Here is a 17,915-nt window from a genome sequence, read left to right on the forward strand (position 1 = left end):
CATGTCTTTTCGCACAGACCTTGCGGTCGAGGCGATCGAAAACATGGATCAGGCCGCTGATCACCAGCAGGTCAGGCAAACCGAACGTACGCTGGAGGGCTTTTCCGTCAATGAGGTAGAGATCCGCACCGATCATGCGGCACGGGAGATCGGCAAGCCGCGCGGCCGGTACCTGACGCTGGAGTTGGACGCGCTGATCCGCCGTGAGGAGGACGCATTCCCCCGCGCCTGCCGCGCACTGAGTACGCTGCTGCGCGAGCTACTTCCCTCCCAAGCTCCGGACGGCCCCGTTCTGGTCGCCGGACTCGGCAACCGCATGATCACGCCGGACGCGATCGGCCCGCAGGCGGCCGACCATGTGATCGCCACACGACATCTGGTCGAACAGGTACCCGATGTGTTTTCTTCCTGGCGTCCGGTTTCCGCGCTGGCGCCCGGTGTCCTGGGACAAACCGGCGTTGAGACGGGCGAGGTGGTTTGCGGCGTACTCGACCGTATCCGCCCCTCGGCCGTGCTCGCTATCGACGCGCTAGCGGCCGGACGCCTCTCACGCCTGCTGCGCACGGTGCAGCTTGCGGACACCGGCATCACGCCGGGAGCGGGCGTGGGCAACGCGCGCGCCGCGCTGAACGAACAGACGCTCGGCGTGCCGGTCATCGCCATCGGTGTGCCAACCGTCGTAGATGGCGCGACGCTCGCGCACGAGATCGCGGGGCAGCTCGGCGGGCCGACCTGCGAAGCGCTGGAAGACCTTTCCCGTCCCGTGATGATTACCACGCGCGATATCGACCGCGAGGTCGCGGATATCTCCCGTATGATCGGCTACGCGGTCAACATGGCTCTGCACCCGCATCTCACCGTTTCGGATATCGACCTGTATCTGTCCTGAAACAATCGTCACGATTCGGTCATACTCGCACGTTGCCGCGCGTATGATAGAGACAAGACTTAGGGAGGTGGCGGATATGAGAAGACGTAGACACAAACACCAGCGGCGGGGCGGCATACAGCTTTCCGCCGCTGTCGCCCTGTGTCTGGCCGTATCGCTCCTGATGTTCGCCCGCGCGGGCGGCGAGGAGTTGGCGCAGCAGGCACTCGACCGCTTGGCCGGCAACACAGGCTTCATCGCCCGCGCCGTTTCCCTCGAGCTTGGCTTTTTTCCGGAAACCACCGAGGTATTCGCCCCGCGCACCGCGGCTGCGGCACGCGACGAACAGGCATCGGACCCGATTGCGGAAAGCGCCTACATCCCGCTGGAGGAGGAAAACGACGCGCCCGTCCTTCACGCGGCCGATAAAGCGGCCACCGTAACGATCAACAACGAAACCTCTTATGAGGTGGATGTCTCCTCCTGTCTCGCGGCCAACACCTCGATCCGTGACAATGGGGAAGGCCCGCAGGTGTTGATCGTACATACCCATGGCAGCGAAAGCTACACGCCCGACGCGGCTTTCCCCTACACGCCAACCGAAACCGAGCGCACAACCGATACCAAATACAACGTTGTACGCGTCGGCGACGAGCTGCAAAAGGTTCTGGAGGCCAACGGCGTACAGGCGGTGCATATCCGCGATATTTTTGATTCCCCCGCCTATTCCGGCTCTTATGACCGCTCCCTCGCCGCGATAGAGGAGGCGCTGACCGAATACCCTTCTATCCAGATCGTGATCGACGTACACCGCGATTCCATTCTGACAGACGATGGACGCGCCTATAAGACCTCCTGTACGATCGACGGAGAGGAAATGGCGCAGTTGATGTTCGTTGTCGGCACGGACGACGGCGGCCTGAACCATCCGGACTGGCGCGACAATCTCAATTACGTCGCCAGCTTACAATATAAGCTCAACCGCACCTATCCCGGCCTGATGCGGCCGGTCAACCTGCGCACCCAGCGCTTTAACCAGCATGCGCGGCCGGGCTCGATGCTGATTGAGGTCGGCTCCTCCGGCAATACGATGCCCGAAGCGCTTGCGGCGATCCGCCTGTTTGGCAAAACGCTGGCCGAGGACCTCACCGGTGCATAAGCTTTCGCGGTTTGGTGCAAAATACCCCTGGCAAAGGGGTGAAGCTATGGATAAAATAACGTTTTCCACCGATCTTGAAACCAACATCCGCCTGATGCAGGCGATTTTCCAGGGAGATAATACCTTTGTGGTCCGGCGTGCCGTAGGTCACAAGGGGCTTTCCTGCGCTGTGTTCTTCTTCGACGGCATGGTCAACTCCATCGCCATCAACCAGAGCGTGATCCGTCCGATCGTTTGCTCGGACTGCAAGCGCGTCTCCGCCGACGAGCTTTCCCAAACCATCCTCCAAATAAACGACAGCCGCGTGGAGACCGACGCCAGCAAACTGTTCGCCTCCTTCCTCTATGGCGACTCGGTCGTGTTCACCGAGGGGGACGCGCGGCCAGTCGTGGTCAATACCAAGGGTTTTTCCGTCCGGTCCGCCTCCGAGCCGGAAAACGAGCGGGTGCTTTCCGGCCCGCGCGAGGGCTTTACCGAGTGCTTCATGCCCAACCTTGCGCTGATCCGCCGCCGGCTGAACGATAAGCGCCTGAAATTCACCTTCCTGCGCGCGGGCAGGCGCACCAATACGGTCGTCTGTCTCTGCTATCTGTCCGGCGTGTGCGAACAAAAGCTGGTCGCGCACCTGCGCCGCAAGCTGGAAGAGCTTGATATCGACAGCGTGCTGGATGCCAACTACCTGGCCGAGCGTATTCGGGACCACCGCTGGTCTCCTTTCCCGACGCTGGGTACGACCGAGCGGCCGGATGTCGTGGCCGCCCGCCTGCTGGAAGGGCGCTGCGCGCTCGTGGTGGATGGCAGCCCTGTGGTACTGACCGCACCGTTCCTGTTTCAGGAATGCTTTCAGTCCAATGACGACTACTATATCAGCTTTCTACAGGCCAACCTCTCACGGGTACTGCGCGTCCTGGGTTTTTTCTTTACGATCGCCTTTCCCGCGGTCTATGTCGCGCTGATGCTGTACCATCGGGAGCTGGTACCCGCCCGCCTGCTGTTCGCGGTTTCGGCCGCGCAGCGCGGCGTGCCGTTGCCGATCGGCTGGGAGACCCTGCTGCTGTTGCTGGTGCTGGAAGCGCTCAAGGAGGCCGGCGCGCGCACCCCCGGCGCCATGGGGCAGACCATGAGCATCGTCGGCGGTCTCGTACTCGGACAAGCCGCCGTATCCGCCCGTTTCGCCGCCGCCCCCACCGTCATTGTCGTCGCTATCGCGGGCGTGACCGGATTGATGGTCCCCAAGCTGCAGGCCGCTGCGCTCTGGCTACGCTTTGCCCTGTTGGCCGCGGCGGCCGCCTACGGCCTGTACGGCGTGGGGCTTGCGCTTGCGCTCATTCTTGCCTGGCTCTGCCGCATGCACTCCTGCTCCATCCCGTATCTGCTCAATCTGGTCCCACGTATCCGTTCCGAACAGGAGGACGCCTGGCTCCGCTCCCCCTGGTTCTTTATGCGGTATGATCGTTTTCCGGTCAAACGAAGCCGAAAATCTGCAAAGGGGGACAATCCTTGAAAACCGTTCGAAACTTGCTTTTTCCCTTGCTTTTGCTGCTGCTGTGCGGCTGTTCGCGCGAGGTATCGCCCGTATCGGCTCTGGCGCTCGACCGGATCGACGCGGGCTACCGCCTCACCGCCGAGGTCGTCCGGCAGGACAGCCTGGACGACGCCGCGGCGCCCGCCTATCTTTCCGTTACCGGCCACGACCTGCCTGAACTGGTGCGCAATCTCCGCAACATTCTGCCGGGCGAGCTGTATCTCAGCCATGCGCAGGTGCTTCTGATTTCAGAAGACGTGGCCTCGGAAAGCATCCTGCCTTTGGCGGACTATCTTTGCGAGGACAACAACGTCCGCCTTTCCCTGCGCGTTGCAGTCGTTCGCGGCGGCGCGGCGGATGTGCTGCTGGAAAACGACGACGAGGTCTACGCTCTCAGCGAAATGCTGGACCAGGCCGCGCGCTCCGGCACACTACCCGACATGCCGCTTTACCGCGCCACCGAGGTGCTGCACGCCAACGGCACCGCGATCCTACCCGCGCTGTATCTGGATGAATTCGGCCAGACCGCCCCCGCAGGCACGGCGGTTTTTTCTGAGGAGCGCCTTTCCTGCTTCCTGGATGGCGGCGAGATCGGAGGCGGCGCAGATGCGTGAGCGGCTGTTTCCCCGCTGGGGCGCGGCGCTGTTCGCGCTGCTGCCGCTCAGCGAACTTCTTTATCTGCCGGTCGATGGCCAGACCATGTATGCCGCCGCGTTAGCCAGCCTGGTCTGCGCACTGCTCTGTGCCGGCGGGGCGCGCATCGCGCCATTTTGGTGCCGGTACCGTATATTGCAGTGGGCGCTCGCGCTGTTCGCGCTCTGGCCGCTGACCCAGTCCCTCGCGCGCATGGGGCTTTTCCTGCGGAACACCGTGTTTCCGGCCCGCCCGCTTTGGAGCCTTATTCTGCTTCTGACCGTGTGTACGCTCCTGACCGCCACGACCGGTTTGAACCGGTGCGCCATGTGGGCGCTGCCGGTGGCGTGGGCTGCGGGCGCGGTGCTGGCGCTGTCTGGCATCCTCACGCTCGGCGAGCTTCGTATCAGCTATTGGGAGGCGCCCGCCGCCCCGCTGCTCGGGCAGGCCGGCGCAATCCTCCGTGCCCTGCTGCCTGCAGCGCTAGCGCTTTCTCTTGCGCTTCCGGACGGGCTGGCCGGTGCTGCCTCCCGCGGACTGAGCGCAGGCGGCACGCTGCTCGCGCTGCTTTCCCTGCGCGCCCTCCTGCTGCTCGGCCCGCATACCGCCGCGCTGCTGCCCTACCCCAATTTTTCCGCGGCCGGCTTGGCCGCGATCGGCGATTTTGCACGGCATGGCGAGGTGTTTTTCGCCGTTCCCCTGCTGCTATGCGAGCTGGGACGCTGCGCGGCTCTGGCCTGTGTGCTGCTTCTGCCGGTCACGCACTCCTACGGCGTCCTCCGGCTCGGCCAAGAGGCCGACCGCCCGGCGCACCGGCAGCAATAGATAAAAAGGCAGGGAGACTGATACGTCTCCCTGCCTTTTACCGCTCCTTAATCGTAGATGGATTCCACATCCCATTCGACAATCGAGCCGGTGTTCGCATCGATCGTAAACTCGTACTCCATCTGGTTGTAAATGATCGTTCCCTCGTACTCCCAGCGGCCATCGTCAAAATCCAGCTTGAACTTGTAGATATTGGATGCGCTCGCGCCGGGTACACGGTTCAGCGCGGTCTGCTTGGCGGTGGACTCGCTGATTGATACGCCTGCGCTGGAATTCCCGCTGCCGGAAGGCTGATAGCCCTCCGCATCATAGTCATAGCTGATAATCTTGCCGGTCGAGGCATCGATCTCATAATCGTATTCCAGATAACCGCTGCCGGACCGGACGATGAATTCGACATCGTAAACCCATCGGCCATCGTCAAAATCCTGATAGGCCTTGACAAAGGTGACCTGCGATGCCGTTTTGCCCGCATGGTCAAGCGCGGTCTGTTTGGCCTGCTCCAGCGTTACCGAGCCGGTAGGCTGCGTGGGATTTACGGGGTTGGTCGGCTTTGTGGGGTTAGAGGTATCAAAATCCGTCACGCTGCCATCCGCCGAACCGCCGGAAAGGAATACCGTTTCCGTTGCTTCATTCCAGGAAACCGTTTTCCCCATGATCTCGCCGATCGCGCGGATGGGCAGATAGATAGAACCATTATACAGCGCGGGATCGACCTGTTTGCCATTCACATCATAGAATGTGCGCTTAACCCCATCGATCACAATGGTATAGCCCGGCTCCATGCGCAGAGATATCTCCTGCTCCCTCGCATTCCGATCCGGCGTGCCGGTGGCATCCGGTGTGACGCGCGTGCCGCCGATCGTCGCCGTGCTGGTCGCTTCATCCCAGTTTACATTTTTGTCCATCAGTTCGCCGATCGAACGGATCGGCACATAGGTGGTGCCTGCATAGCTGATCGGGTGGATCTCTTTGCCCTGCGCGTTATAGAATATGCGCTCCACACCGTCGATTTTGACCGTGATATCCGGACTCAGCTCCGCAGACACTGTGTAAGAGCCGTTTGCTGCGCTGGCAGCACCGCAGAGCAGCGCGGCAAGCGTCATCGTGCAGATCAGTTTTTTCATTGTATTGTCCTCCTTTTATTTTTGTTGGTTTAATCAAAAATCGACTCCGCATCCCATTCCTGGATAGCGCCGCTGTAAGCGTCGATTTCAAATTCATATTCCATCCCCTGGTACACGATCTTGCCTTCATAAAGCAGGCGGCCGTCATCATGGTCCAGCTTCAGGCGGATATCCTTTTCCGTCGCCCCCGGCACCTTGGCCAGCGCGATGTCGCGAATCTCTTGCTCGCTTTTCGTCTCTCCGGTCACGCCCTGCTGCCCCGGCCGGTAGTTTTCCGCGTCGTAATCGTAGCTGCGGATGCTTCCGGTTGCGGCTTCGATCTCATAGTCATACTCGGTATTGGTTGACGCAACGTAGAATTCCACCTCATAGACCGCGACGCCATCCTCATAATCCGGCTTTACCCACAAAAACGACGTATCGCTTTCCGCGACGCCGGCGTGGTCGAGCGCAATCTGCTTGGCTTGGTTTTCATCCACCTGCCCCGCGGCAGCGGCCTGCTGACCTGCCGTTGCGGTCTGCTGGCCCGTACCCGTGGTCTGCTGCGCCGAAGCCGCGCTGCTCGATTCAATGACCGTACCCGTCATCGCGTCAATCGCATAGTGGTACTCCCTGCCATTTGCGGTAAAGTCCACCTGATAATAGGAAAGCCCGTTCTTTTCGCCCAGGTTGGCGCCGGAAAAGCTCGCGTTCGCGGTATCGACCTGCGCGTCCGCTGCCGCCATGTTTTTCGCCGCGTCCGCGCCGATATAGTTCATATGAGCGGCGCTTCTTTGCGCGGGCTGCGCACAGCCGGCCAAAGTTGCGGCCAGCACCAGCGAGGCAGTCATAATGGCAAGCTGTTTTTTCATCCTGCTCACACCTTTCGTTTAAGTTCATATACAGCATACCAGCCCAACATTAAAAGAACATTAAAAAAGTGAATTTTTCTGAAAATTTTTCAGCTGGACGTTCCGTCCGCTTCCGGACGGCTCTCCGCAGGAAATCGGAGAGTAAAGCAGCTCCCCTGTCCGGACGCGCTTTCCACCGTGACCGTTCCGCTGTGCAGGGCGGCGATCTGGCGCACCATGGTCAACCCCAGTCCGGTTCCCCCTTCGCTACCGCGCGAAGCGTCCACCTGGTAAAACCGCTGCCATATCTTCTCCTGCTGTTCCTGAGCGATACCGATGCCATCGTCCCGCACAGCGAGCAGAATATCCTTCCTTTCCCTGCGCAGCGTGACCCAGATATGGCCGCCCTGCTTACCGTACCGCGCGGCATTATCGATCAGGTTTTGCAGCAGACGGCTGATCAGCGTGACATCGAAGCAGGCTTCGACCTCCGGCTGGATATCAGCCTGCAGGGTAATATCCTTGGGAAACTCGGGCTGCTCCGTGCAAACGACTTCCACCAGGCTGCTCAGATCCGCCTGCTCAAAGCAGGCGCGCTGCGTCCCCTGCTCCAGGCGGGTCATCTGCAGAAGCTGGCTGATCAGCACGGACATTTTGCCGGCCTGCCGTTCGATCACCTCGATCGCCTGCGCGTACTGCGCGGGGTCCTCCGCGTGCTTGCGGGCATAGTCGCACTGAGCGAGGATGACCGCAGTCGGCGTGCGCAGTTCATGCGAGGCATCCGAGGTAAACTGCTTCTCGGATTCAAAGGAAGCCTCCAAGCGGGCGAACATATTGTCGAACGCCTGTCCCAGACGGCTGATCTCATCTCGCCCGGGCGGCAGCCCAATGCGGCGCGACAAGTCGCGCCCCTCGCCGATCGCCTCCGCCGCTTGGATGATGCGCCCGATTGGCCGGAAGGTCGAGCGCGCGAGCAGATACGCCCCCAGCCCGCTCACCACGACCATCAGCGGCAGGAGCAGCAGCGCGATGCCGACCAGGTCGTCCAGTACATCAGCAATATCGGGCGCGGGCAAGATACCGCGCACCCAGACGCCATCCTGCCATCCGAACGGAAGCCACAGGTCAAGCGCATAATAGCTGTCGTCCACCCCCTGCACCGGTCGGATGGCACCGTTTTCCAACGCCGTCCCCTCTGGAAAAGCCAACGGGAGCTGCCCCGCGAGCAGCGCGCCGCTGTCACTGTATATGACGGTATAAACGCCGTTGTTGGTAAAGGAAAACCCTTCGCTGAATTTTAGGCTACCGTTCTCCCGCGAAATGCCGGACAGGTTGTTCTGCACCGCGCTTGTCAGTTGGTCGTAAGCGTTCTCTGTCACCACCGAGCTGCTGACCGCCACCATGAACCCCAGTACCAGCGTGCTGAGCAGCAGCATGAGCAGCGTGATCCACAGCGTGAGCTTCTGCTTGACGGAAAGATGCTTCACGGCTCCTCCTTTAATATCCAGCCCGCGCCGCGGACCGTATGGAGGAGCTTTTTATCAAACCCTCCGTCGATCTTCTTGCGCAGATAGGTGATATAGACGTCCACCACGTTCGAGCCGCCCGCATAGTCATAATTCCATATATGGTCCTCCAGGCGGGCGCGCGAAATGACCGTCCCCTTATGCTGCATCAGGTATTGCAGGATTGCATATTCCTTGGCAGACAGCCGGATCTCCTTCCCGCCGCGCGTGACCGTGCGGCTGCTGGTATCCACCGTCAGGTCGGCCAGCGTCAGCACGCTGGTTTTCTGCACGCTGTATTTCCGCGTTGCCGCGCGGATTCGGGCGAGCAGCTCGTCAAAATCAAACGGCTTGACCAGATAGTCGTCCGCGCCAAGGTCCAGCCCCTCGATCCGGTCCTGCACACTGTCCCGCGCGGTCAGGAAAATGACCGGCACCGTACTCCCCTGCGCACGCAGCACGGCATGCCCGTCCTTTTTCGGCATCATGATATCCAGCAGCAGGCAGTCATATTCCGCACCCAGCAGGTTGTCCAGCGCGGCCTCGCCGTCATAGCAGGTATCCACGCTGTAGCCGGCGCGCTCCAGCGTTTGACAGATCAGCCGGTTCAGGTCGCGCTCGTCCTCCGCAACTAAAATACGCATTGCCGCCCCTCCTTATCGTTTCGGCTGAATCTATTATAGTATATTTCTTCCTTTTTTCAAGCCTCCGCCCCACAAAAAAGCAGGATGCTTCCGCATCCCGCTCCCCTTGCTACAGCCGCCCCAGCAGCGAGGCCGCTATTGCAAAAATATATACATGCGCCGGATAATAGAGGTAGAAAAGGTACTTCATGCCCCGCCCCCGCTTTCCGTTATACTGCAGGAGGAACGGCAGCGCCAGCCACATGAAGAAAACCGAAGCAACGACCTCCCAGTCAAAAGCAGCCAGGCATTGCAGGGCGAGTACGATCCCCAGGAACACCGTATAGAAAATCGCAAGCGCCCGTTTGTTATTCCGGCAATAATAAAAGCCTATGCCGATCATCACAATCAGTATGCTGCCCTCGCACCAGATCGGACTGGGTACGAAAATGGTTGCCAGTTGCACTGCCAGCGGCGACACCGGCAAAAGCATCTGCACCGGCACAATGGAAAGCAGAAGCGCTGCCATCGCCAGTATGTACAGCGCCGCGAGGCCGTACCTGCGTCCGCGCAGGGCCTTGCGCGTGTTCTCGATCCACCAAAGGTAAATGACGATAACCGCCATAGTCGTAAAAATGCCGTTCATCACAATCATCCCGCCCGGCAGCGGGAAATAGATATTCACTATGGTATTTATAATATACATCAGCACGCCGCCTATGTACAAACGCAGCAGATACTTCCATCGGCTGTGCGTATGGGCAAAGCCCTCGGCCACGAAAAACACAAAAACCGGCGCGGCAATACGGCCGATTAGCGTCAAAATCAGCGGCATATCGGTTAAGGCCGAGCCGAAATAGTGGATATGGTCGATCGTCATAATGACAAGCGCCATGAGCTTGAGCTGGAAGCCGTCCAGCCCCCGCCGCCGCTCCAGTGATACGGATTGTTCCATGTTGATTCCCTTTCCATCGTGTTATTGTTCTGTATAAATAATACAATAATGCAATTGTTTTGTCAACCCTTGTTTTATCCGGCTGCTTTTGTTATAATAGCAGACAAAAAGGAGAGCGGCGAAATGAATATTCAGATTTTCGGCAAGAACAAATGCTTTGACACCAAAAAGGCCCAGCGGTGGTTCAAGGAGCGCGGCATTAAATTCCAAATGATCGATCTGGCGCAGAAAGGCATGTCCCGCGGCGAGCTGGACAGCGTTTTGAAGGCGGTCGGCGGGCTGGATACGCTGCTCGACGAAAAAAGCAGGGGCTATGCCGCCCTCGCCTATCTCGCGTATGACGAGGACAAAAAAGAAAAGCTGCTCGAGGACGGGACGCTGATGAAAACGCCGGTCGTGCGCAACGGTCGGCAGGCGACGGTGGGATACCAGCCCGAGGTCTGGGCATCGTGGGAATGAGAGAAAGCTATTATATAAAAGACCTGTTCCGGTCGGAACAGGTCTTTTTAATCATCTACATATTCAAAAATATCTTCCACCCTGCAATGAAATGCTTTGCACAACGCTTCAATCTGTGCAATTTCAATCCGCTTTATGTCCTCATAGTACAAGTTTGAAATCGTATTGGGACGGATACCTGTTATCTCAGAGAGTTGCTTCATGGACATTTTATGTTCCCCTAAAAGGTTGGAAACCTTTATCTTAATCGGCATAAAATCACCTCTTTATAATCAAAATCTTAGCATTAAAAGTTACTTTTTTCAATTATTACGCCCATATATATCTTTTATAGTTTTATTATAACTTGACAAGTTATTTTATGCGTTATATAATAACTTCAAAAGATATGCAAAGGGGTGTTTTTATGTTCCACAAACCAACTATCGCAGAGCTGGAAGAAGAACTGCACCAGTTGACCGATGATCTACTAATCGATTTATTCCTCTGCGACCTGCTTGTGCATTATCCGGCCGATCCCGCGGCGGACAACCACACGTTTCTCGCGGCGGTATCCCGCACCGGCTGCTTCTTAAAGCAGCACAGCACGGATCTAAGCGCCGCGGGCCGTTTTCTGCTCGAACGCGCAAAGGAAAACGCCGCATCGGCCTGATGCGGCGTTTCGTTTTAGTTTTTCAAGCTCTGGATGGGCGCCGGAATGCGGCCGCCGCGGTGGATGAACCTCGCGGGCGAGCCGGTGGCGATCGGCATGATGGGCGCGCTGCCCAGCAGGCCGCCGAACTCCACCATATCCCCCACCTTTTTGCCAATGGCCGGAATGACGCGCACGGCGGTCGTCTTGGAGTTGACAACGCCGATGGCGATTTCATCCGCGATCAGGCCGGAAATGACCTCGGCGGTCGTGTCGCCGGGTACGGCGACCATGTCGATGCCGACCGAGCAGACCGCAGTCATGGCTTCGAGCTTCTCAAGCGTGAGTGCGCCCGCCTGCGCGGCGGCGATCATGCCCTCGTCCTCGGACACCGGAATAAACGCGCCCGACAGCCCGCCGACGCTGGACGACGCCATCACGCCGCCCTTTTTGACCGCGTCGTTGAGCATCGCCAGGATAGCAGTCGTACCGCAGCAGCCGCAGACCTCCAGGCCGACCTCTTCGAGGATGCGCGCGACCGAGTCACCGATTGCCGGCGTCGGCGCGAGCGACAGGTCTACAATGCCGAACGGCACGCCTAAACGCTGGCTCGCCAGCGCGCCGACAAGCTGGCCCATGCGGGTAATCTTGAACGCGGTCTTTTTAATGACTTCAGCCACCTCGTTAATCGGGCAGTCGCCCGCGCGTCGGATAGCCGACTGCACCACGCCCGGGCCGGATACGCCGACATTGATAACGGTTTCCGGCTCGCCGATGCCATGGAACGCACCCGCCATGAACGGGTTGTCGTCCACCGCGTTGGCGAATACGACCAGCTTGGAGCAACCCATGGATTCGTTGTCCTTTGTCAGCTCGGCGGTCTGCTTGATGATACGCCCCATCAGCGCAATGGCATCCAGATTGACGCCCGCCTTGGTCGAGGCCACGTTGACCGACGAGCAGACCAGACTGGTCTCAGCCAGCGCCTCGGGTATGGAATTGATGAGGATCTCGTCGCCCTTGGCAAAACCTTTCTGCACCAGCGCGGAAAAACCGCCGACAAAGTTGACGCCGGTAGCCGACGCAGCGCGGTCGAGCGCCCTGGCCAGCGGCACATAGCTGTCCGCATCCGTCACTGCGCCGATCATCGCGATCGGGGTGACCGAAATACGCTTGTTGATGATCGGGATACCCAGCTCGCGCTCGATCTGCTCGCCGGTCGCGACCAGCTTTTCCGCGCGGCGGGTGATTTTGTCATACACCTTGTCCGCCAGCACATGGATGTCGCTGCTGGCCAGGTCGCGCAGCGAAATGCCCATCGTGATCGTGCGGATGTCGAGGTGCTCCTCCTCTATCATCTTGATGGTTTCCAGTATATCTTTTGTGTTGATCATTGACATAATAATAGTCCCCGTATTTACCCATAACAGGATATTTTTTCTTCCGCACGCACTCTTCCCGCGCGCAGCGCCGTTTGGCGGAAAATGTCGTTTTTTATATTTTGTGCATCGCGTCGAAGATATCCTCATGCATGGTATGGATCTTCATGCCAAGCGTTTCTCCGTCCTGATCGAGCAGGTCGGCCAGCGCGGTGAAATCCACCGTACACTGATCGATATTCACCAGCATGACCATGGCGAACATGTCCTCCATAACATTCTGCGAAATATCGACAATATTCACCCGATGCCTGTACAGCGTGTCGGATATCTTAGCGATAATGCCCGTGCGGTCCTTACCGACCACCGTGATAACTGCGCGCATGTTTTATTCCTCCAAAAAATTAATTGATTATTGTTCCCCCATGTCCGGCTGGCCAGCCGCGACAATGGTGTTGATAATACTGTTGGATACCAGGAACCCCTTTTCGGTCAGGTACCAGCGCGTACCCTGATGGGCGACCAGCTCGTTTCCCATCAGGCCGCGGAACGCTTCCTCATAGGGTGTGGAGTCGATGTTATACCGTTTCTCCAAATCGAGGAAGTCCACCCCGTCCGAGGTACGCAGGCGTACCATCAGGTATTCGCCCTGCCGCTGGAACGTCGGCACCTCGTCCTCGTCCCGCAGGATATCCTCGCCGCTTATGTAGGCCTTGATGTCGCGCGCGAACTCGAACCGGCGCCCGTTCATAAACGAATGCGCGCCCGGCCCCAGCCCCAGATACTCGGACAGGTCCCAGTATTTCTGATTGTGGCGCGACCGAAAGCCCGGACGGGCGAAGTTGGATATTTCATAATGCTCAAAGCCGTCCTTGCGGAGCAGCTCGCACATGGCGAGATAGGTGTCCGCCTGCGCGTCGTCATCGGGCAGAGTCGGGTTTTCGCGCCCCATCGGCGTGGCCGGTTCGAGCTTCAGCCCGTAGCAGGACAGATGCTTCGGACCGAGCGCAAGGCACTGCTCCACCGAGTCGAGAAACCGCTCCTGCGTCTGCCCGGGCAGGCCGTACATCAGGTCCAGACTGATATTGGAAAAACCTTTCTCCCGCGCCAGGTCAACCGCATCCTTCGCCTGCTGGAACGTATGGAGGCGGCCGATGGCCTTCAGTTCGTCGTCATGTGCGGACTGCACACCGAACGACAGCCGGTTCACGCCCTGCTTTTTCATCATTTCCAGCATTTTTTTATCCGTGCTTTCCGGATTGCACTCGACCGTGATCTCCGCGTCATCCGCAAGGGGAAACTTGTTCCGCACCTCCTGCAGGATGCGGCCGAGGTATTTCGGCCCCAGGCATGTCGGCGTGCCGCCGCCGATATAGACCGTATCCACCGTGTAGCCGCTGCACAGCGCGCCGTAGGAGCGGATATGGGTCAGCAGCGCCGAAACATAGTCTTTCATCAGTTCCTTGTCCGGCACGGAGTAAAAATCACAGTAGCCGCATTTCTGCACGCAGAACGGGATATGCAGGTACAGGCCGAGCGGCTTGTTTCGATAACTAAATTTACTCATGATTCCTCGTCCAGCTTGAGCACCGCCATGAACGCCTCGGTCGGGATCTGCACCGTACCGAGCGAACGCATCTTCTTTTTACCTTCCTTCTGCTTTTCCAGCAGCTTCTTCTTGCGGGTGATATCGCCGCCGTAGCACTTGGCGAGTACATCCTTACGCATCGCCTTGACCGTTTCGCGCGCAATCACCTTGCCACCGATCGCGGCCTGGATAGGTACCTCGAACAGCTGGCGCGGGATATTCTCCTTGAGCTTTTCACAGATGCGGCGCGCGCGGCCGTAGGCCTTCTCGCGGTGGACAATAAAGGAAAGCGCGTCCACCTGGTCGCCGTTGAGCAGCATGTCCACCTTTACCAGGTCGCTCGGCCGGTAGTCGAGCAGCTCATAGTCAAGCGAAGCGTAGCCTTTGGTGCGCGCCTTAAGCGCGTCGAAAAAGTCGTAGATGATTTCATTGATCGGCATTTCGTAGTGCAGTTCGACCAGGTTGGAGTCAAGATACTGCATATCCTTGAACACGCCGCGGCGCTCCTGGCACATGGGCATGATATTGCCGACAAATTCCTGCGGGGTCATAATGGTGGCCTTGACGAACGGCTCGCGCGCCTCGTCGATCAGGCCGGGGTCGGGGTAGTCGTGCGGGTTGTCGCAATGGACAACCGCGCCGTCGGTCCGCACGATCTCATACACGACCGAGGGCAGCGTGGTGACCAGGTCGAGGTCGAACTCGCGTTCAAGCCGCTCCTGGATGACCTCCATATGCAGCATGCCGAGGAAACCGCAGCGGAAGCCGAAGCCCAGCGCGACCGAGCTTTCCGGCTCGAACGACAGCGCCGCATCGTTGAGTTGGAGCTTTTCCAGCGCGTCGCGCAGGTCGGGGTATTTGGAGCCGTCCTCGGTATAGATGCCGCAGAACACCATGGGCTGCGCCGGACGGTAGCCGGGCAGCGGCTCCGCGGTCGGCCGTCCCGCCTCGGTGACCGTGTCGCCCACACGGGTATCGGACACGGTCTTGATAGACGCGGTAAAGTAGCCGACCTCGCCCGCGCACAGCTCCTGCTGGGGCGACAGGCCGAGCGGCAGCATATAGCCGCATTCGAGTACCTGGAACTCCGCACCCGTGGCCATCATTTTCACCCTCATGCCCGGCCGGATGCTGCCGTCCATCAGCCTCATATAAACAATAACGCCCTTATAGGGGTCGTACTGGCTGTCAAAGATAAGCGCGCGCAGCGGCGCGTCTGCGTCGCCCTGCGGTGCGGGGATGTCGGACACGATGCGTTCGAGTACCGCGTGGATGTTGATATTCATTTTGGCCGAGATCTCCGGACTATCCTCGGCTGGGATACCGATGATGTCCTCGATCTCCTGCTTGACGCGCGGCGCGTCCGCCGCGGGCAGGTCGATCTTGTTGATGACCGGTACAACCTCCAGCCCCGCGTCAATAGCGAGGTAGGTGTTGCCCAGCGTCTGCGCCTCGATCCCCTGTGCCGCATCCACCACCAGCAGCGCGCCCTCGCACGCGGCGAGCGAACGAGAAACCTCATAATTGAAGTCCACATGCCCGGGCGTGTCGATCAGGTTCATCTCATAGGTCTGGCCGTCGTCGGCCTCGTATTCCATGCGCACCGCGCGCGCCTTGATCGTGATGCCGCGCTCGCGCTCCAGATCCATATTGTCAAGCAGTTGTTCCTCCATCTCACGCTGGGACACGGCCTTGCACTGTTCGAGCAGGCGGTCCGCCAGCGTCGACTTGCCGTGGTCGATATGCGCGATGATGGAAAAATTCCGTATTTGCCCGCGATTTTTCACACCGAAAGCTCCTTACCTTTCCTTAATAGCAATATGGAAATATTATACCACGTTTTACGCCGCCCCACAAGCATACTTTTGCACAAGCGGGCCGCCCGCTCCCCTGCTCTTTCCAGCACATTAGCAGTCCCTATCCGGCTGTGACAACCCGTTTCCTATCATTTAACAAAATATTCATAAACGAGACTTGACTTTGCCGCTACGCGGTGGTAAATTAGTTTTAGCACTCAGATAGGCGGAGTGCTAACCCGTTTTCACACAGGAAAGGAGTCCGCTCAGGTGGAGCTTTCGGAACGAAAAAAGCAGATCCTCAAGGCCATCATCGGCGATTATATCCGCACAGCCGAGCCAGTCGGCTCCAAGGCACTGACCGAGGGGCATGCGCTTCCGTTTTCCTCCGCCACCATCCGCAACGAGATGAGCGAGCTGGAGGAAATGGGTTTTCTGGAAAAGCCGCACACCTCCGCCGGCCGCATTCCTTCGCCGCAGGGCTACCGTCTTTATGTTGACGAGCTGATGGAGCAACCGGCTGAAACGCCGGACGACGCCGCGCCGCTGCAGAGCATCCTGCAGACCAAGGTGCGCGAGCTCGACCATTTGATACGCGAGGCGGGCAAGCTGATTTCCAGCCTGACCAATTACGCTTCCGTCGCGATCACCCCCGCCATGACCCAGGCATCCATCCGCCAGTTCGAGATCATCGCCATTGACAAAATGAATTTTGTCATCGTGGTTGTAACCGACTCCGGCTCGGTCAAAAATAAAATGGTGCGGACCATGACCGACGTCACCAAGGACGAGGCCGAGCTTCTCACCTATGTCCTCAACCAGACGCTGACCGGCCTGCCGCTCAGCCACATCACGGCCGAGCGTTTCGATATCGTGCGCAGGGCCGCGGGATTGACCGCCCTTTTGGCCCCCGTGGCCGAATATGTCGCCGAACTGATCGAAGAGCTGGGGGATCAGAAGGTCTTTCTGGACGGGACCAACAAGCTGCTGCGCTTTCCGGAATACAAGGACCTGCACAAAGCGCAGGCGCTGCTTGACTATATGGAGGATGACAGCCGGCACCTATTGCCTACGACCCGTAAGATTGACGGAATCCAGTTCTTCATCGGGCCGGAAAACGGGGAGAACCCGCTTAGCGATACATCCGCGATTTATGCAAAATACGATATCGGCAAAATCGGTCAGGGCGCGATCGGCATCGTGGGGCCGACCCGCATGGATTACGCCAAGTTGTCCGCACAACTCAGCCGCTTCGCCAAGGGGCTGAATCAGTTGATTGCCGAGACCTTTTTAGACGAGAAAGACGGAAATCCCTGAACATCGGGATTTTCAGCAAATGGAGGCATGAAAACAATATGAGCAAGAAAAAGCAGTCCGATCCGGCCGAAGCCGAGCAGAAGGCGCCGGAAACCCCGTCCGAGGATGAAACGGCAAAGGCCGCCGCACAGGAGGAACAGGCTGCGCCCGCCGAAAACTGGAAAGCAAAATACGAGGAGCTGAATGACCGCTATCTCCGCATGGCGGCGGAATACGACAACTTCCGCAAGCGCAGCCAGCGTGAGCGCGAGCAGGCGTATACGGACGCGGTCAGCCGCGCGGTGACCGCGCTTCTCCCCACCTATGACAACCTTGAGCGTGCGCTCAAGGCCGAGACCGCGGATGCGGAATACAAAAAGGGCGTGGAACTGACCATGACCCAACTGACCGACAGCCTGAAAGGCCTGAATGTCACCGTGATCGAGGCTTCGGCCGGCACCACGTTCGACCCGAATTTCCACAACGCCGTGATGCATGTCGAAGATGAAGCGCTGGGAGAAAGTGTGATCGCCGAGGTATTCCAGCAGGGCTTCCAGATAGGCGACAAGGTGATCCGGCACGCGATGGTAAAGGTTGCAAACTGAAAACCCTATAGGGGACTTCAAAAGTCCCCTATACGAAAGCAATTTCCTTTGAAACTTGCTTTCGACATCCGAATGCCGCCGTCCAAGGCGGCTGAATCGAGGAATAAAATC

The 17,915-nt window shown here is 58.8% G+C and carries 19 protein-coding genes; 9 read left to right on the top strand and 10 right to left on the bottom strand.

From position 1 onward, the window contains the following. Position 1 precedes the first annotated feature (1 nt). The 5 genes from gpr to DBQ51_RS01905 all read left to right on the top strand — a co-directional run bounded on the left by gpr (position 2) and on the right by DBQ51_RS01905 (position 5,010). Complete coding sequence (gpr, locus tag DBQ51_RS01885) at positions 2 to 889, top strand: GPR endopeptidase (RefSeq protein ID WP_054326253.1); 888 nt, start codon at positions 2 to 4, stop codon at positions 887 to 889. A 76-nt stretch (positions 890 to 965) separates the two neighbouring features. Beyond that, a complete protein-coding gene (gene spoIIP, locus DBQ51_RS01890; protein ID WP_159068031.1) occupies positions 966 to 2,027 on the top strand; it encodes a stage II sporulation protein P in 1,062 nt (353 codons plus the stop codon). Positions 2,028 to 2,073: 46 nt separating this feature from the next. Next, positions 2,074 to 3,531 carry a spore germination protein gene (locus DBQ51_RS01895; RefSeq protein ID WP_107630614.1) on the top strand — a complete coding sequence of 486 codons (1,458 nt, stop codon included), beginning with the start codon at positions 2,074 to 2,076 and terminating at the stop codon, positions 3,529 to 3,531. Next, the gene (locus tag DBQ51_RS01900) at positions 3,528 to 4,166 is read left to right on the top strand and encodes a Ger(x)C family spore germination protein (protein ID WP_054326249.1); all 639 of its coding nucleotides are present in this window, start codon (positions 3,528 to 3,530) and stop codon (positions 4,164 to 4,166) included. Before DBQ51_RS01895 ends, DBQ51_RS01900 begins: the two co-directional genes overlap by 4 nt. Next, on the top strand, positions 4,159 to 5,010 hold the full coding sequence (locus DBQ51_RS01905) for a hypothetical protein (RefSeq protein ID WP_054326248.1): 852 nt from the start codon (positions 4,159 to 4,161) through the stop codon (positions 5,008 to 5,010). The genes DBQ51_RS01900 and DBQ51_RS01905 overlap by 8 nt, the downstream gene beginning before the upstream one ends. Positions 5,011 to 5,057: 47 nt before the next feature. Here DBQ51_RS01905 and DBQ51_RS01910 read toward each other — a convergent pair whose 3' ends face one another. The 5 genes from DBQ51_RS01910 to DBQ51_RS01930 form a co-directional block, all read right to left on the bottom strand. Next, positions 5,058 to 6,137, bottom strand: a complete 1,080-nt coding sequence (locus DBQ51_RS01910; protein ID WP_107630615.1) for a PepSY domain-containing protein — start codon at positions 6,135 to 6,137, stop codon at positions 5,058 to 5,060. 29 nt (positions 6,138 to 6,166) lie between these two features. Then, complete coding sequence (locus DBQ51_RS01915) at positions 6,167 to 6,988, bottom strand: PepSY domain-containing protein (RefSeq protein ID WP_054326246.1); 822 nt, start codon at positions 6,986 to 6,988, stop codon at positions 6,167 to 6,169. Positions 6,989 to 7,077: 89 nt separating this feature from the next. Then, positions 7,078 to 8,454 carry a sensor histidine kinase gene (locus DBQ51_RS01920; protein ID WP_054326245.1) on the bottom strand — a complete coding sequence of 459 codons (1,377 nt, stop codon included), beginning with the start codon at positions 8,452 to 8,454 and terminating at the stop codon, positions 7,078 to 7,080. Continuing rightward, positions 8,451 to 9,116 carry a response regulator transcription factor gene (locus DBQ51_RS01925; RefSeq protein ID WP_107630616.1) on the bottom strand — a complete coding sequence of 222 codons (666 nt, stop codon included), beginning with the start codon at positions 9,114 to 9,116 and terminating at the stop codon, positions 8,451 to 8,453. Before DBQ51_RS01925 ends, DBQ51_RS01920 begins: the two co-directional genes overlap by 4 nt. A gap of 109 nt (positions 9,117 to 9,225) precedes the next feature. Next, entirely contained in the window at positions 9,226 to 10,050 is an 825-nt protein-coding gene (locus tag DBQ51_RS01930) for a TraX family protein (RefSeq protein ID WP_107630617.1), read from the bottom strand. Positions 10,051 to 10,173: 123 nt separating this feature from the next. Between DBQ51_RS01930 and DBQ51_RS01935 the strand changes: the two genes are divergently transcribed. Next, positions 10,174 to 10,509 (top strand): arsenate reductase family protein, encoded by a 336-nt coding sequence (locus tag DBQ51_RS01935; protein ID WP_107630618.1) that lies wholly within the window; start codon positions 10,174 to 10,176, stop codon positions 10,507 to 10,509. A 47-nt stretch (positions 10,510 to 10,556) separates the two neighbouring features. On the opposite strand, the gene DBQ51_RS01940 is transcribed toward DBQ51_RS01935, so the two are convergent. Beyond that, positions 10,557 to 10,763 carry a helix-turn-helix domain-containing protein gene (locus DBQ51_RS01940; RefSeq protein ID WP_054326240.1) on the bottom strand — a complete coding sequence of 69 codons (207 nt, stop codon included), beginning with the start codon at positions 10,761 to 10,763 and terminating at the stop codon, positions 10,557 to 10,559. Between the two features lie 152 nt (positions 10,764 to 10,915). On the opposite strand from DBQ51_RS01940, the gene DBQ51_RS01945 reads away from it, so the two are divergent. Then, a complete protein-coding gene (locus tag DBQ51_RS01945) occupies positions 10,916 to 11,161 on the top strand; it encodes a hypothetical protein (RefSeq protein ID WP_107630619.1) in 246 nt (81 codons plus the stop codon). A gap of 14 nt (positions 11,162 to 11,175) precedes the next feature. Here DBQ51_RS01945 and DBQ51_RS01950 read toward each other — a convergent pair whose 3' ends face one another. The 4 genes from DBQ51_RS01950 to lepA all read right to left on the bottom strand — a co-directional run bounded on the left by DBQ51_RS01950 (position 11,176) and on the right by lepA (position 15,894). After that, complete coding sequence (locus DBQ51_RS01950; RefSeq protein WP_107632112.1) at positions 11,176 to 12,534, bottom strand: PFL family protein; 1,359 nt, start codon at positions 12,532 to 12,534, stop codon at positions 11,176 to 11,178. Between the two features lie 100 nt (positions 12,535 to 12,634). Beyond that, positions 12,635 to 12,904, bottom strand: coding sequence for an ACT domain-containing protein (locus tag DBQ51_RS01955; protein WP_054326238.1), 270 nt, complete (start codon positions 12,902 to 12,904; stop codon positions 12,635 to 12,637). Positions 12,905 to 12,931: 27 nt separating this feature from the next. Then, positions 12,932 to 14,086 carry a radical SAM family heme chaperone HemW gene (gene hemW, locus DBQ51_RS01960; RefSeq protein WP_054326237.1) on the bottom strand — a complete coding sequence of 385 codons (1,155 nt, stop codon included), beginning with the start codon at positions 14,084 to 14,086 and terminating at the stop codon, positions 12,932 to 12,934. After that, a complete protein-coding gene (gene lepA, locus DBQ51_RS01965; protein ID WP_107630620.1) occupies positions 14,083 to 15,894 on the bottom strand; it encodes a translation elongation factor 4 in 1,812 nt (603 codons plus the stop codon). Before lepA ends, hemW begins: the two co-directional genes overlap by 4 nt. Before the next feature lie 279 nt (positions 15,895 to 16,173). Between lepA and hrcA the strand changes: the two genes are divergently transcribed. Both hrcA and grpE read left to right on the top strand, forming a co-directional pair. Further along, the gene (hrcA, locus tag DBQ51_RS01970) at positions 16,174 to 17,220 is read left to right on the top strand and encodes a heat-inducible transcriptional repressor HrcA (RefSeq protein WP_054326235.1); all 1,047 of its coding nucleotides are present in this window, start codon (positions 16,174 to 16,176) and stop codon (positions 17,218 to 17,220) included. Between the two features lie 38 nt (positions 17,221 to 17,258). Next, positions 17,259 to 17,804, top strand: a complete 546-nt coding sequence (grpE, locus tag DBQ51_RS01975; protein WP_054326234.1) for a nucleotide exchange factor GrpE — start codon at positions 17,259 to 17,261, stop codon at positions 17,802 to 17,804. Positions 17,805 to 17,915: the final 111 nt, after the last annotated feature.

It is taken from the genome of Agathobaculum massiliense, from assembly GCF_900291975.1.
Lineage (GTDB): Bacteria > Bacillota > Clostridia > Oscillospirales > Butyricicoccaceae > Agathobaculum > Agathobaculum ammoniilyticum.

Excerpts from the sequence above, each read along its gene's own strand:
- DBQ51_RS01950 (WP_107632112.1), bottom strand. The coding sequence starts at position 12,534 with ATGATCAACACAAAAGATATACTGGAAACCATCAAGATGATAGAGGAG.
- DBQ51_RS01935 (WP_107630618.1), top strand. The coding sequence starts at position 10,174 with ATGAATATTCAGATTTTCGGCAAGAACAAATGCTTTGACACCAAAAAG.
- spoIIP (WP_159068031.1), top strand. The coding sequence starts at position 966 with ATGAGAAGACGTAGACACAAACACCAGCGGCGGGGCGGCATACAGCTT.
- grpE (WP_054326234.1), top strand. The coding sequence starts at position 17,259 with ATGAGCAAGAAAAAGCAGTCCGATCCGGCCGAAGCCGAGCAGAAGGCG.
- DBQ51_RS01905 (WP_054326248.1), top strand. The coding sequence starts at position 4,159 with ATGCGTGAGCGGCTGTTTCCCCGCTGGGGCGCGGCGCTGTTCGCGCTG.
- hemW (WP_054326237.1), bottom strand. The coding sequence starts at position 14,086 with ATGAGTAAATTTAGTTATCGAAACAAGCCGCTCGGCCTGTACCTGCAT.
- DBQ51_RS01945 (WP_107630619.1), top strand. The coding sequence starts at position 10,916 with ATGTTCCACAAACCAACTATCGCAGAGCTGGAAGAAGAACTGCACCAG.
- DBQ51_RS01915 (WP_054326246.1), bottom strand. The coding sequence starts at position 6,988 with ATGAAAAAACAGCTTGCCATTATGACTGCCTCGCTGGTGCTGGCCGCA.
- DBQ51_RS01955 (WP_054326238.1), bottom strand. The coding sequence starts at position 12,904 with ATGCGCGCAGTTATCACGGTGGTCGGTAAGGACCGCACGGGCATTATC.
- DBQ51_RS01940 (WP_054326240.1), bottom strand. The coding sequence starts at position 10,763 with ATGCCGATTAAGATAAAGGTTTCCAACCTTTTAGGGGAACATAAAATG.
- gpr (WP_054326253.1), top strand. The coding sequence starts at position 2 with ATGTCTTTTCGCACAGACCTTGCGGTCGAGGCGATCGAAAACATGGAT.
- DBQ51_RS01930 (WP_107630617.1), bottom strand. The coding sequence starts at position 10,050 with ATGGAACAATCCGTATCACTGGAGCGGCGGCGGGGGCTGGACGGCTTC.
- DBQ51_RS01925 (WP_107630616.1), bottom strand. The coding sequence starts at position 9,116 with ATGCGTATTTTAGTTGCGGAGGACGAGCGCGACCTGAACCGGCTGATC.
- DBQ51_RS01895 (WP_107630614.1), top strand. The coding sequence starts at position 2,074 with ATGGATAAAATAACGTTTTCCACCGATCTTGAAACCAACATCCGCCTG.
- DBQ51_RS01910 (WP_107630615.1), bottom strand. The coding sequence starts at position 6,137 with ATGAAAAAACTGATCTGCACGATGACGCTTGCCGCGCTGCTCTGCGGT.